The 13,501-nt window shown below is 39.8% G+C and carries 13 protein-coding genes; 9 read left to right on the plus strand and 4 right to left on the minus strand.

All coding sequences use genetic code 11. From position 1 onward, the window contains the following. Positions 1-16 precede the first annotated feature (16 nt). A complete protein-coding gene (locus tag ACNSN3_RS04635; protein WP_350654954.1) occupies positions 17-1,414 on the plus strand; it encodes a DEAD/DEAH box helicase in 1,398 nt (465 codons plus the stop codon). 79 nt (positions 1,415-1,493) lie between these two features. On the opposite strand, the gene ACNSN3_RS04640 is transcribed toward ACNSN3_RS04635, so the two are convergent. Then, positions 1,494-2,237, minus strand: a complete 744-nt coding sequence (locus ACNSN3_RS04640) for a DUF3307 domain-containing protein (RefSeq protein WP_418608656.1) — start codon at positions 2,235-2,237, stop codon at positions 1,494-1,496. Further along, a complete protein-coding gene (locus tag ACNSN3_RS04645; RefSeq protein ID WP_138596424.1) occupies positions 2,237-2,860 on the minus strand; it encodes a hypothetical protein in 624 nt (207 codons plus the stop codon). Before ACNSN3_RS04645 ends, ACNSN3_RS04640 begins: the two co-directional genes overlap by 1 nt. 139 nt (positions 2,861-2,999) lie before the next feature. Between ACNSN3_RS04645 and ACNSN3_RS04650 the strand changes: the two genes are divergently transcribed. The 8 genes from ACNSN3_RS04650 to ACNSN3_RS04685 all read left to right on the plus strand — a co-directional run bounded on the left by ACNSN3_RS04650 (position 3,000) and on the right by ACNSN3_RS04685 (position 11,538). Next, positions 3,000-3,494, plus strand: a complete 495-nt coding sequence (locus ACNSN3_RS04650) for an NYN domain-containing protein (RefSeq protein WP_054202185.1) — start codon at positions 3,000-3,002, stop codon at positions 3,492-3,494. Positions 3,495-3,679: 185 nt separating this feature from the next. Continuing rightward, complete coding sequence (nudC, locus tag ACNSN3_RS04655) at positions 3,680-4,606, plus strand: NAD(+) diphosphatase (RefSeq protein WP_418608657.1); 927 nt, start codon at positions 3,680-3,682, stop codon at positions 4,604-4,606. 3 nt (positions 4,607-4,609) lie between these two features. Further along, on the plus strand, positions 4,610-5,788 hold the full coding sequence (locus tag ACNSN3_RS04660; protein ID WP_418608658.1) for a cystathionine beta-lyase: 1,179 nt from the start codon (positions 4,610-4,612) through the stop codon (positions 5,786-5,788). Between the two features lie 143 nt (positions 5,789-5,931). Then, positions 5,932-6,759, plus strand: coding sequence for an ABC transporter permease subunit (locus ACNSN3_RS04665; RefSeq protein WP_010391471.1), 828 nt, complete (start codon positions 5,932-5,934; stop codon positions 6,757-6,759). Next, positions 6,756-7,664 (plus strand): ABC transporter ATP-binding protein, encoded by a 909-nt coding sequence (locus ACNSN3_RS04670; protein ID WP_055013391.1) that lies wholly within the window; start codon positions 6,756-6,758, stop codon positions 7,662-7,664. The genes ACNSN3_RS04665 and ACNSN3_RS04670 overlap by 4 nt, the downstream gene beginning before the upstream one ends. Continuing rightward, the gene (locus ACNSN3_RS04675; RefSeq protein WP_036983105.1) at positions 7,664-8,038 is read left to right on the plus strand and encodes a PH domain-containing protein; all 375 of its coding nucleotides are present in this window, start codon (positions 7,664-7,666) and stop codon (positions 8,036-8,038) included. The genes ACNSN3_RS04670 and ACNSN3_RS04675 overlap by 1 nt, the downstream gene beginning before the upstream one ends. Positions 8,039-8,246: 208 nt before the next feature. Beyond that, complete coding sequence (locus ACNSN3_RS04680) at positions 8,247-9,035, plus strand: putative porin (protein ID WP_010391475.1); 789 nt, start codon at positions 8,247-8,249, stop codon at positions 9,033-9,035. Positions 9,036-9,261: 226 nt separating this feature from the next. Continuing rightward, positions 9,262-11,538: an acyl-CoA dehydrogenase gene (locus ACNSN3_RS04685; protein WP_418608659.1), complete on the plus strand. Its 2,277-nt coding sequence runs from the start codon at positions 9,262-9,264 to the stop codon at positions 11,536-11,538. Between the two features lie 76 nt (positions 11,539-11,614). Here ACNSN3_RS04685 and ACNSN3_RS04690 read toward each other — a convergent pair whose 3' ends face one another. Further along, positions 11,615-12,064 (minus strand): hypothetical protein, encoded by a 450-nt coding sequence (locus tag ACNSN3_RS04690; protein ID WP_010391478.1) that lies wholly within the window; start codon positions 12,062-12,064, stop codon positions 11,615-11,617. 145 nt (positions 12,065-12,209) lie between these two features. After that, positions 12,210-13,178 (minus strand): cysteine synthase A, encoded by a 969-nt coding sequence (gene cysK, locus ACNSN3_RS04695; RefSeq protein WP_054202191.1) that lies wholly within the window; start codon positions 13,176-13,178, stop codon positions 12,210-12,212. Between the last annotated feature and the right edge of the window lie 323 nt (positions 13,179-13,501).

Genomic DNA, 13,501 nt, shown 5'->3' on the forward strand with positions numbered 1-13,501 from the left:
GAAATAGAGAGTTTATATGAGTTTTGATGGTTTAGGTTTATCACAGTCTTTAGTTAATGCGGTTTTAGAAAAGGGCTATGAAACGCCAACGCCTATTCAGGCTCAAGCTATTCCAGCAATTATTGCACGTCGCGATGTAATGGCCGCAGCGCAAACCGGTACCGGTAAAACGGCTGGTTTTACTTTGCCGCTTATTGAGCGTTTATCGTCGGGCACTAAAGCAAAAAGTAATCATGTTCGTGCGCTTATTTTAACGCCAACCCGAGAGCTTGCGTTGCAAGTAAGCGAAAACGTTGAAGAATATGCTAAGCATTCAAACGTGAGTTCGTTTGTTGTTTACGGTGGTGTTAAAATTAACCCACAAATGCAGCGCCTGCGCAAAGGGGTTGATATTTTAGTGGCGACACCAGGGCGTTTAATTGATTTACACAATCAAAACGCGGTTAAATTTGATAGCGTTGAAGTACTGGTTTTAGATGAAGCCGACCGTATGTTAGACATGGGCTTTATCCATGACATTAAACGCCTGATTGCAAAAATGCCTGAAAAGCGTCAAAACTTAATGTTCTCAGCCACGTTTTCGGATGATATTCGCGCGCTGGCAAAAGGGTTAATTAACGACCCCGTTGAAATTTCTGTTGCAGCTAAAAACACCACCGCAAAAAGTGTCACGCAAAGCGTATACGCAGTAGACAAAGCACGTAAAACGGCCCTATTAAGCCATTTAATTCGTAGCAACGATTGGCAACAAGTACTGGTATTTAGTCGTACTAAACACGGTGCTAATCGTTTAGTTAAGCAACTTGAACGCGATGATATTGTTGGTGCGGCAATCCATGGCAATAAATCTCAGGGCGCGCGCGTTAAAGCACTAGAGGGCTTTAAAAGTGGTGAAGTGCGCGTATTAGTGGCAACCGATATTGTTGCACGTGGTTTAGACATTGTTGAATTACCGCATGTTGTAAACTACGACTTACCTAATGTATATGAAGATTATGTTCACCGTATTGGCCGAACTGGTCGTGCGGGGGCATCAGGGCATGCTATTTCGTTTGTAACGGTTGACGATGCAGTAGATTTATACGGCATTGAGCGCTTTATTGGCGAGCTAATTCCACGTGCTGAAGAAGAAGGTTTTGAACCGGCTAACCCTGTTGCAGAGCGCGCACTCGATGCACGCCCGTTACCGGCTAAAAAGCCAAAGAAAAAACAACCATTTAATAAGCCTAAATCAGATAGCAGCAAGCCTAATAGCAAAAAGCCTAACAATGGTGGCAATGGTACAGGCCCTCGTCGTGGTGGCTCTAAAAAGCCAGCAGCTAAAACCGATGATAATGCACAAAACCCATGGGCAAAGCGTCAATCGGTTGGTGGGAATGGCCAGCGCCGTCGTCGTCCAGCAAATAACGACTAATTAGGTTTAGTTCGCTTTAATAAAAAACGCGCTTACTTTTACTGGTAGCGCGTTTTTTAATGCCTATCTTAAAGCTTTACTAACTGATTAAATAATTAACTGCTAACCCTACAAATAAAGTAACACTAACGCTCAGTAACGTCCCTAGCATCACATATTCAGTGAGTTGTTTATCTTTGCTGGCACTTAAGTCGCCAAATCTAAACACCGATTTAGCGGCAATTAAAAACCCAAGCCCTGCAAACTGATCTAATAAAATAAATGTCAGCATAAGTACTCTTTCAAGCATACCAATACTTTGTCCTGCTAAGGGGAGGCTACCATCACTAGAAAAGTGATTAGTTAAGCGCTCTAACATCATTCTTATAAATACCGCACTGGGGCTTAAAATAATAAGGTAACCAGTTATAATCCATAGCACTTTTGCGTTGCACAATAACGCCATTACATTGTCAGCAAATTGCTGATCGTCAGTTAGCCAAATACTTACCGCAATAATGACAGTGATATGTGCAATTTGGTCTAATAAAAAAGGCACTACGCCTTTATTTGAATACGATTTAGCAATATCAATAAAGTAGTGACTGATCATAATAATGCCGGTCGCCAGTAATACGCTGCTTAGTTGTTGCCAGCCAAAACTATATTCCCAAAGTGCCACAACGACTGCACTGGTAATTCCGTGAACCAATACATGGTAGTAAAGTTTTTTTGCTTTAAAATGACGGGTGTTTCTGTCGTTTACCCAGCTCATGGGTTGCCAATAAAAATCAGCGAGTAAGTGGCCAATAATCAGTGCGACGAGTAATAGTGAAAATTCCATTAGTCATGTCCTTGCTGTATGCTTTTAAGCTGTTGTTGTGCATGTAAAATAAATCGTTCTATCAGCTGATAGTTAGCAAGATTAAGCAGCTTAGTAACGTTTTCGCGGCTGGTGTTGAGCTCTTTAGCTAAAGCTGCATGGTTGTTATTAGCATGGGTTAAATATACATACAAAGCATTTGCTTGTTTTTGGGTTATTTTACACAGTAATACATCGACAAACGCTAGGTTTAGCTTAAAGCTCTCATCAACCGATTGATCTGCAATAGCAAATGTAAAACGCTGGTTTGTCATTTTATCTAGCTCATGACCAGAGAGAGTAAACGCAGAGCCTGTAGCAGTTTTTATACTCGTACTAGGGTTATCTATGTGCCCCAACGCCATGCTTTGGCGCAATTCATAGCCGGCAGATTTTAACTGTAGATAAATAAGAATAGCGGTGGTAACTAACTGTTCACTTTTATCGAGTTGTAGTTGAAATGCATCCCCACGGTAAATATCCCAAGATGTTGTTTTATTGCAATTTGCACGTAAACTTTGCTCTAGCTGGTAAAGCATGGCATCGTATTGTTGTTTAGGTATTTTTTGCGATTTAATAACATCGCCGCTGATCACACCAATCATAAAAATCCAGATAGATTATTTATATGTAACTAAATTTGGTTACATTGTTAAATGTAACCGTATTTGGTTACATTGGGTTTGGTAACTAATTTAGGTTACTTAACACGCAATTGCAAGTATTACTCATTGGGACATAAGAATGACCTCACAACAAAGCAGTAAACCTCGTGTAGGTATTTTTGTCGATGTACAAAATATTTATTACACCTGTCGCGAAAGCTACGGTAAAAACTTTGATTACAATGCCTTTTGGCGAATGATGGAGCAACAATACGATATAGAATGTGCGTTCGCCTATGCAATATACCGAGGTGATGAAAAGCAAAATCAGTTTCAAAATATTTTGCGCGCTATTGGCTTTGAAGTAAAACTAAAACCCTTTATTCAACGCCGTGACGGCAGTGCCAAAGGCGATTGGGATGTGGGTATAACCATAGATATGCTAGAGCAGGGGAAGCAGCTTGATAAAGTTATTTTACTCTCGGGTGACGGTGACTTTGCATTATTACTTGGGCATTTAAAAAATCAATATGATGTTCCGTGTGATGTATACGGTGCTGATAAATTAACCGCAGAGGTACTTAAGCAAAGTGCCGAGCAATTTCATTTAATTGACAAACAGCTACTACTTTAAAAAGTATAAGTATTGTATTTTTGATTTATTTTTGAGCAGAATGTTTGCGTTGATCATGAGAGTATTTAATACAACGGGTGCATAGATTAATTAAGCCTAATTTAGGCTTTTTTTATGGCGATAATAAATTGGGTTTAGTGGATGAGTATGGTAATTTTAAGATTCAATTAGTATCAAGGAATTACATGCTTAACTACAGTAATATGCCATTAGACAGAGGCTCAAATGCGCGCAAAGACCCTACTTGGGTAGACGCAAAAAAAACAGCAGACAGTTTATGGCTTTTAGTTAAAGGCAATCACACCTTATTTGCTAACAGTAGCCCTGAGGTGGTGTATTTAGCTTACCAACAAGTGGCACATTTAGATTTAACGCAGGCTATTCTTTTAGGATCAAATAAACAGGATAATGCCGTATTTGCGCTAGACGTAACTGAACTCGAAGAGTCGTTATTAGCAACGATTGTTGGTGATGCCCAGTTTGCAGATATTCGTCAATATGGTACTCAAGTAGCACTTGAAGATGGCTCAAATGCAGCGCTTGCTCGTGGGTTGTGTTACTGGCATGCCACTCATAGTTTTTGTGGTCGCTGTGGTACCAAAAATCACTTAGTTGAAGGGGGGCATTCACGTTTATGCGACAACGCAGCCTGTATGCACCAAACTTTTCCGCGTACCGATCCAGCCGTTATTATGGTAGTAACTAAAACATTTTCTGATGGGATTGAACGCTGCTTATTGGGTCGCCAAGCAACTTGGCCAAAAGGATTGTTTTCCTCGCTTGCCGGGTTTGTCGATCCAGGTGAAACCCTTGAACAAACCGTGATCCGAGAAGTAAAAGAGGAAGCGGGTATTACCGTGGAGAAAGCAGAGTATATTGCTTCTCAACCTTGGCCGTTTCCTTCATCAATCATGCTTGGTTTTATTGCCACAGCAAGCAGTGATGAAATAAGCACAGAGCAAGATGAACTTGAAGATGCACGATGGTTTTCTCGCCAAGAACTTGCGCAATTTAAAGATTGGCAACACGAGGGGGAGCATTTAAAGCTACCTAGAGCTGATTCGATTTCGCGTTATTTAATTGAATATTGGCGTACTCAGATAGAAGGATGAATCATGTCGAGCAAAAATAAAAATACCCAATTAGTGTCATCAGGGCGCAAAAAAGCGTACACCCATGGGGTAGTGAACCCGGTAGTTCAGCGTGCATCAACGATTGTATTTGATTCGGTGAGTGAGCTTAAAGAAGCGGCTAAAACACGCGGTGATAAAACGTTATTTTATGGCCGTCGTGGCACCACTACGCATTTTGCTCTGCAAGAGGCAATTACCGAACTCGAAGGCGGTGAGGGCTGTGCGTTATACCCATGTGGCGCGGCAGCGATAAGCCAAACTCTGTTATCGCTTTTAAAGTCCGGTGATCATATTTTAATAGTGGACACTGTTTACGAGCCAACCCGTGATTTTTGCGACAAGATATTAGCTGGGTTGGGTATTAGTACGACCTATTATCCGCCAATGATTGGCGCAGACATAAAAGAGTACATTCAAGACAATACCAAAATGTTGTTTTTAGAGTCTCCGGGTTCAATTACCATGGAAGTTCAAGACGTTCCCGCCATGGTAAAAGTGGCAAACGATCATAATGTAATGACAGTGCTTGATAACACCTATGGCAATGGCTTGCATTATCGCCCGCTTGAACATGGTGTTGATATTAGTATTCAAGCCGCCACCAAATATATTGTTGGCCACTCTGATGTGATGATGGGGGTTGCTGTAGCTAATAAAAAGTATTGGCCAACACTTCGTGAACACTCTTATTTACTCGGGCAATGCACCAGTGCAGATGATGCGTATTTGGCACTACGAGGCTTGCGTACCATGGCAGTGCGATTAAATCAGCATGAAAAAGCCGCGCTAGAAGTAGCAAAATGGCTTGAGCAACATGCGTTGGTTGATCATATTCGTCATCCTGCGTTTACAACATGCCCAGGCCATGAATTTTTCAAACGCGATTTTGACGGCAGTAATGGTTTATTTTCGTTTGTAATGAAAGCGGGTAATCAACACGCCATAGATGCTTTTTTAGATAGCTTACAACATTTCAAAATGGGCTTTTCGTGGGGGGGCTTCGAGAGCTTAGTAACGGCAAACCTATCGATGAAAGGGCTGCGCTCGCAAACAGGATGGGAGCATGGACCTGTTATTCGTTTGCACATTGGTTTGGAAGATGTTGAAGATTTAATTGCCGACTTACAGCAAGCATTAGCTATTTATGAGCAACATTTATAATTATTAATTGTTTAAATTACATTATTTGTTACAAAGCCTACCTCTGAGTAGGCTTTTTTTTGCTAGCAATTCAACGTGTTTACACTTAGTGTTGTTAAATAACGCTTATTTTAAAGTATGAACAACGTCATTAAGGATAGTCAATGGCAACACCATCACCAGTTAACGTAGGGCGCTTAACCCAAATCGCGGGTTTTGAGCTGGTACGTATGTTTTTAACTAAACGAGGGCTTATTGCACTGGCGGCTTTTGCGCTAGTGTGGCTTGTTATTTTACGTTACCCCATAGGCCAAGCTGTAGGTATAATCAGCTCGCCAGACTTTGAACAAATAGCCCGTGATATTTCCGGCTCTATTGGATTAAGTAAGTTACTTGATTGGCCTGAAGCCGAATTTGCTATGTATTGGCTTATTGCTTTGTATAGTTTTCCTGTTTTTAGCTTATTTATTTGTAGTGATCAAACCGTCGGTGACAGAGAGCGCGGTACGCTAAGGTTTTTATCATTACGCTCAACTCGCTTTGAAATACTCTTTGGTCGATTTTTAGGGCAGTTAGCGGTACTAACCTGTTTAGTTGGCATCACGCTTATAGCGACATTGGCGGTGCTCGGGTTTCGCGAGCCGAGCTTACTTGCTGGTGGCCTTGGTCGTGCTGTTTCAATATTTTTAATACTCATTGTTACTTTTACGCCGTTTGTAGCCTTAATGAGCTTAATTAATACTTTTGCGAGCTCATCTCGCTTATCTATTGTATTAGCTATTTTATATTTCACAGCCGGCGGCATTATTGTTGGATTACTGGAGTGGCAAATACCCGCATTAAGTGTGCTTGATTATTTATTCCCTGGTGTGCAAATAGAGTTATTAGCTGGACAAAACTTACCGTTATTGAGCGCATTAGCTATTCCACTTGTGCAAACAGCGGTGTTACTTGCAGTTGCTCAACGTATTTTTGCAAGGAGCTCATTATGAAATCATTAATAACAGGGCGTAATTTAAGTAAATCATACGGCTCAAAACTGGCTCTTGATAATGTGAATTTTGAGATTCAAAAAGGCGCGCCAGTTGCATTAGTTGGCCCTAATGGCGCAGGGAAAACCACTTTATTTAGTTTGTTGTGTGGCTATATCGCGCCTAGCATGGGTGAGCTTGAAATACTCGGCCATAAACCAGGTAGCGCGGCTTTATTTAATAAAGTGAGTGCGTTACCACAAGATGCACAGCTAGATCCGCGTTTTAATATAGATAAACAACTTAGCTTTTATGCCAAGCTACAAGGTATGGGCAGCAAGCAAAGCCAAATAGAGGCACTTCGAGTATTAGATTTAGTGGGTCTTAGCGAGGTTGCAAAAAACCGCGCAGGGGACTTATCTCACGGTATGCGCAAGCGTGTAACCATAGCACAAGCATTAATTGGTTCACCGCAAATTGTAATGTTAGATGAAGCCACCGCAGGGCTTGATCCGATTCATGCCAGAGAGGTCAGAGAGCTGGTGTCTGAGCTATCGTCTCAAGCGACGTTTATTTTAAGCTCTCATGATTTAACTGAACTAGAACGACTTTGCTCCCAAGTACTACATTTAGATAAAGGCATATTAAGCGAGCATCAAACTAAAGCGGCGAATACTGATAAGCACTTTTATACCTTAATGCTAAGTGAAGCGTATCAAAATGTGGAGCAACAACTGCAAGCAATTGAGGGTGTGAGTCGTGTTTATATGAGCCAACATAAAGAGTATGTGATTGAGTATCAACCAACTAGCGATTCACTTGACATCGCGCTATTGCAATTTTGCCACCAACATAATTGGCAGTATAGGCAGTTAGTAAATGGTCATACTCTAGAAAATCAAATATTTAAACAGGAGAAACTGTAATGGGATTATTTAGTGGTTTAATGGGTAACGCCAGTGAAGTGGATGATGCCGATTTAGAAAAAGTATTGGCTAATACGCTTATTGAAGGTGAGCGAGTTGAAAAGGCGTATAAAGTAGTTCGTGATATGTTTATCTTTACTAATAAGCGACTAATTTTATTAGATAAACAAGGTGTGACTGGTTCTAAAATGGAAATGATCAGTATTGCTTACTCTAAGATAACTAAGTTCAGCAAAGAAAGTGCGGGGCACTTTGATTTAGATGCAGAACTGAAAATTTGGGTTGGATCTGATCCAACGCCAATTAGCAAAGACTTTAAAGCTGGTGATAACATAAATGATGTTTATAGGATAATTAGCCAGTATTCATTATAGAAACAAACAAAAATCGGTGTAAAATTAAAGTAATTGTTTACAGTTTGTTGCGATTACTTTAACATAAATTACTCCAACACTTTCTTACAAATTCCCTAACAAATACAATTGCTTGATTCAGTTTTCGTTCAGTTTCGCGGCGTTAGCATACCCCCACTTTAGCAATGTAGTTAAAGTACAAAAACAATGTACATAGGGATGTTTCATTATGAAAAAGTTAGCAATTATTATTTCAGGTCTTTTATTATCAAGTGCTGCACACGCTGCAGATAGCTATCAATCAATCAGTAACTTAAACTACACAGATACTGATAACAACGATACTATCAGCGTGGACTCTACTTACTACTTCTCTCCAAAGAGCACACTAGGTCCATACGATCAATTCGAATACATCAATAAGCAAAGCAACGTATTTGGTGGCTACGCTGATGACGATTTTGGCGATGTGACTGCTATTGGCGGTGAATACTTCGTTGAAGATTTTGTTGTTGGTGCGTCTTACCAAAATGCTGATTACAACTCTAACAACGAGTCATACACACTTTCTGCTGGTTATTTCTTTAACCCAGATTTACTTGCAAAAGTAAGATTTGTTGATCAAAAAGATGGTGATAACGTTACATTCTTTTCTTTAGCATACAACCACATGCTAAACGATACAGATTACGTAGGTATCACTGTAGAATCAGATGATGATTTTGATTCTCGTTCAGTAGCTGCTAAATACTTTGTTGATTTACAACAAGGTAACTACTTAACAGTAGAAGGTACATTTGTAAGCCTTGACGAAGCAGATGACCAATGGAACGTAGAAACAAACTACTACTTCTCTAAAGCGACTTCTGTATTTGCATCTTACGATAAAGAAGACAACTACAGCTTTGGTGCTCAACACTTCATCAATAAAAACATTGGTTTAAAAGTGGGTTACGGCAACAACGCAGATGACTCAGATAACGATGCTTACTTTGCTAACATGCGTTTTCAGTTTTAATTAAGCGTTTAATCGCATAAATTAAAACCAGTTAAGTAGTAAAAAGCCCACACTTTGTGGGCTTTTTGCTGTGTGTAATAAATGCGTAACTCTACTTTATCGTTATATTTTAATTACAATAGAATCGGCTCATCATTTAGTGGCACTCCTCTGACAGCCCATTGTATTTAAATTAAGATCGGTCATAATTAAATCAATGTTTTTATAACTGTAAAGGAATGTGTTTATGTCAGTATTTATTATATTGCTGGTTGTGGTGATCGTGGTGTTTGCAATTAAAGATATCCGCCTTAATTTAATTACCCGACCCACTTTTAAAATGTTTAAAAAAGTATTACCGCCATTATCGCAAACAGAGCGAGAAGCCATGGAAGCAGGCGATGTTTGGTGGGATGGCGAGCTATTTAGTGGTGATCCTGATTGGCAAAAATTACACAACTATCCGCGTCCACAGTTAAGTGAAAAAGAAACTGCATTTATAGATAATCAAGTTGAAACTTTATTAGCCATGCTTGATGACTATAAAATTGTACAAAAAGACAAAGATTTACCTAAAGAGGTTTGGGACTTTTTAAAAACCGAAGGGTTTTTTGCAATGATCATCCCAGAAAAATTTGGGGGTCTTGAATTCTCTGCTATTGCTAATTCCACCATAGTGTCAAAAATTGCGACTAAAAGCTTAACAGCCGCCGTGACGGTCATGGTACCCAATAGCTTAGGTCCTGGTGAGTTATTACTGCACTACGGAACAACTGAGCAACAAGAGCGCTGGCTACCTAGCCTTGCAAAAGGCGACGATGTGCCTTGTTTTGCATTAACGGGCCCTGAGGCTGGCTCAGATGCTGGCAGTATTCCTGATTCTGGTGTGGTGTGCAAAGGCGAGCATGATGGTAAGGAAGTGTTGGGGCTGCGTTTAAATTGGTCAAAACGCTATATCACACTTGCGCCAGTTGCGACTGTGTTAGGGCTTGCATTTAAAATGTACGATCCAGATGGGTTGTTAGGCGATGAAAAAGAGCTTGGCATTACGTGTGCACTCATTCCAACCGATCACCCAGGTGTTAAAACAGGTGAGCGTCATTACCCCCTAAATATGGCGTTTATGAATGGCACAACGTACGGTAAAGATGTATTTATTCCGCTTGATTGGATTATAGGTGGTCAGCAAGGGGCAGGACGAGGTTGGCGCATGCTAGTTGAATGTTTAAGTGCAGGGCGTGGTATTTCGTTACCGGCATTAAGCACTGCAACAGGGCATTTAGCGGCTAAAATGACTTCGGCTTACTCTGTTGTTCGACAACAGTTTGGTGTGTCAATTGGTCAATTTGAAGGGGTTCAAGAAGGGTTAGCACGTATTGGTGGCCTAACTTATGCGCTGGAATCGTGCAGATTAATGACAGCTGGTGCTATTGATTTAAAACTAAGTCCATCAGTAGTAACAGCTATTGCAAAATACCATATGACCGAAATGGGTCGAACAGTAATGAATGATGCGATGGACATTCATGCAGGTAAAGGGATTCAGGTTGGGCCTAATAACTATTTAGCACATGGCTATATGGGTATTCCGGTTTCGATTACGGTTGAGGGCGCTAATATTTTAACTCGTAATTTAATGATATTTGGCCAAGGCGCTACTCGTTGTCATCCGTTTGTATTAAAAGAAATGGAAGCGGCTTCAATGGAAGATGATGACGCGGCATTAGAGCAATTTGATGGTCTATTGATGAACCACATAGTGTTTGCTATTAGCAATGCAAGCATGGCTTTAGTGCATGGTTTAACTCGCAGCCACTTTGCCAAAGCACCTGTGTGCGGAGAAACCGCGGCCTACTATAAACAATTAGGGAGAATGAGCCGAGGACTTGCGTTTACAACAGATGTTGCAATGTTGATGTTAGGTGGTGAACTTAAACGCAAAGAAATGATATCGGCACGTTTAGGCGATGTATTAAGTCATTTGTATATTGCTTCTACCGTGTTAAAACGTTTTGAAGATGAAGGGCGTCAACAAGCTGATTTACCTTTTGTTAAGTATGCAATAGAGACGTCATTATATGAAATAGGTCAAGCATTTGACGGTTTCTTTAAAAATTTCTCTAACCCGGTGGTTAACTTTGCCCTTAAACGCATTGTGTTTCCGTTAGGTAATCATTATCACAAACCAAGTGATACCACTTCACAAAGTATTTGTGAACACATGACTCAACCAGGCGTGTTTCGAAACAGGCTTACTCATTTGTGCTACATCGATGAGAAGGCAGGCACTGGAGTGATGGAAAATGCTTTTTTAGCGATGCACGACATGCAAAATCAATTTAAACATTTAAAGCAGTGGCAACGAAAAGGTAAGGTACCTGCAACTTTTGATATTGAACAAGCTATTGAGTACGCTCTTGAGCATGAGTTACTTACTAAATTAGATGCTGAAGCTATGCATCATGCTAATAAATTACGAATGCAGGCTATTGCGGTAGATAATTTTAAACCTGAAGATTTCTAACATTGTACTCAAGCACTAAAAAAGCCTTAAACTTATAATTTAAGGCTTTTTTATATATTTTTAGATTGAACGTTGATCAGCGCCCATAAGGATCGGCGATGATTTTATCTACGTACCATTTACCTTTTATTTTTAGCATTTCGATACTGCGAAAGTCATCAATTTTTTTTCCATTAAAATAACCAGTAAATACAATATTTATCTTAGCGTGATTACCGTACTGTTCTCGCAGGCTTGAATTTGACATATCAATTTCAATTACCACTTCATCGAATTGTAAATTAATAAGACTACGGGCAAATTGTTTTGCTGTACCGTAAGATTTCATTATGCGAGCTAGCTTAGGCGTTGCGAAATTACTGGCTTTTTGCAAGTTATGTTGATTATAAAGCGCATCAAAATACACTGTGGCGGTATCGCCTGGACGATCATTGTCAATGTACTGTTCTTTAGGTTTAGTATTGTCATTACAGCCAACGATCAAAATACTAAAAATGAGCACAAAAGAAGTTAAAATTGTTTTCATATTTGGTCAGGTTGATTACTCATACACAAAGTGTGTGATGGAATGGAGGAGATGTAAAGAGGATAGGACTAAATAGGTGTTAACTTATTAAAAAAGCAATAAAAAAGGATGTTAAAAAACATCCTTTTTTAATAGTGTTGTTCGATTACTGAACAAGCTCTTGTTCGGAAAACTCTTCATCAAACATGGGGCTTGATAAGTAACGTTCTGTTGCGCTTGGTAAAATAACCACAATGCTTTTATCTGCATTTTCAGGACGCTCAGCAATACGCTTTGCTGCAACCACGGCTGCACCCGATGAAATACCGACTAAGATCCCTTCTTTTTTCATTAGTTCATGACACATTGCGATACATTCATCATTAGATACTTGTTCTACGCCATCAATAATTGATAGGTCTAAATTCCCAGGAATAAAGCCTGCGCCAATGCCTTGTATTTTATGTGGTCCTGGTTTTACCTCTTCACCGGCAAGTGTTTGGCTAATCACTGGCGAGTGGCTTGGCTCTACAGCTATTGATTTTACATTAAGGCCTTTCTCTTTTTTAAGATAACGACTAACACCTGTAATAGTGCCGCCAGTACCAACACCTGCAACAAAGAAATCGATTTTGCCATCAAGTGCATTAAAAATTTCTGGGCCCGTTGTTTCAAAGTGAATTTTAGGGTTTGCTGGGTTTTCGAACTGTTGTAGCAAAATAAACTTATCTGGGTCTGCTGCTTGAATTTCTTTGGCTTTAGCAATAGCGCCGTTCATGCCTTTAGCGCCATCTGTGAGCACTAGGTTAGCACCGAGTGCCTTTAATAGTTTACGACGTTCTAAGCTCATGGTGTTTGGCATTGTAAGCGTTAGTTTGTAACCGCGAGAAGCCGCTACAAATGCCAATGCAATACCCGTATTGCCTGATGTTGGCTCTATAAGTTCTTTGTCTTTGGTTAGTTGACCTGATTTTTCAGCTTCCCAAATCATTGATGCACCAATACGGCATTTGATACTAAAGCTAGGATTACGTGATTCAACTTTAGCGTATACATTCCCACCTGTAACACGGTTAAGTTTTACCAACGGTGTGTTACCGATGCTTAGTGAGTTATCTTCAAAAATAGTAGACATAATGTTCCTTTAGGTACAATCTGATCAACACGTTAACAGCTATTCTGTTAACTTTATAAGCCTACTTTACTGTGAGATAAAAAAAGTTAAAGTAAGCTTTGGCTATAACATATATTAATTACGCTTATAACGGATTGAACTAAAAACTCAATCTGTTAATTTTTTAGTTATTAAAAAGGCGAACTTGAAATCATTTGTTCGTTTTTAACTTTGTACTTTATCTTTTCTTTATGTAGTCGTTATTTAAACAAATCAACACAACACACTTATATTTTGTTGTTTAATTGTGCAAATGAACTGCGGTTGAACAGTTTATTGACACA

The organism is Pseudoalteromonas sp. US3C1004, assembly GCF_048401065.1.
Lineage (GTDB): Bacteria > Pseudomonadota > Gammaproteobacteria > Enterobacterales > Alteromonadaceae > Pseudoalteromonas > Pseudoalteromonas undina.

Excerpts from the sequence above, each read along its gene's own strand:
- ACNSN3_RS04685 (WP_418608659.1), top strand. The coding sequence starts at position 9,262 with ATGTCAGTATTTATTATATTGCTGGTTGTGGTGATCGTGGTGTTTGCA.
- nudC (WP_418608657.1), top strand. The coding sequence starts at position 3,680 with ATGCTTAACTACAGTAATATGCCATTAGACAGAGGCTCAAATGCGCGC.
- ACNSN3_RS04680 (WP_010391475.1), top strand. The coding sequence starts at position 8,247 with ATGAAAAAGTTAGCAATTATTATTTCAGGTCTTTTATTATCAAGTGCT.
- ACNSN3_RS04660 (WP_418608658.1), top strand. The coding sequence starts at position 4,610 with ATGTCGAGCAAAAATAAAAATACCCAATTAGTGTCATCAGGGCGCAAA.
- ACNSN3_RS04650 (WP_054202185.1), top strand. The coding sequence starts at position 3,000 with ATGACCTCACAACAAAGCAGTAAACCTCGTGTAGGTATTTTTGTCGAT.
- ACNSN3_RS04670 (WP_055013391.1), top strand. The coding sequence starts at position 6,756 with ATGAAATCATTAATAACAGGGCGTAATTTAAGTAAATCATACGGCTCA.
- ACNSN3_RS04635 (WP_350654954.1), top strand. The coding sequence starts at position 17 with ATGAGTTTTGATGGTTTAGGTTTATCACAGTCTTTAGTTAATGCGGTT.
- cysK (WP_054202191.1), bottom strand. The coding sequence starts at position 13,178 with ATGTCTACTATTTTTGAAGATAACTCACTAAGCATCGGTAACACACCG.
- ACNSN3_RS04645 (WP_138596424.1), bottom strand. The coding sequence starts at position 2,860 with ATGATTGGTGTGATCAGCGGCGATGTTATTAAATCGCAAAAAATACCT.
- ACNSN3_RS04690 (WP_010391478.1), bottom strand. The coding sequence starts at position 12,064 with ATGAAAACAATTTTAACTTCTTTTGTGCTCATTTTTAGTATTTTGATC.
- ACNSN3_RS04640 (WP_418608656.1), bottom strand. The coding sequence starts at position 2,237 with ATGGAATTTTCACTATTACTCGTCGCACTGATTATTGGCCACTTACTC.
- ACNSN3_RS04665 (WP_010391471.1), top strand. The coding sequence starts at position 5,932 with ATGGCAACACCATCACCAGTTAACGTAGGGCGCTTAACCCAAATCGCG.
- ACNSN3_RS04675 (WP_036983105.1), top strand. The coding sequence starts at position 7,664 with ATGGGATTATTTAGTGGTTTAATGGGTAACGCCAGTGAAGTGGATGAT.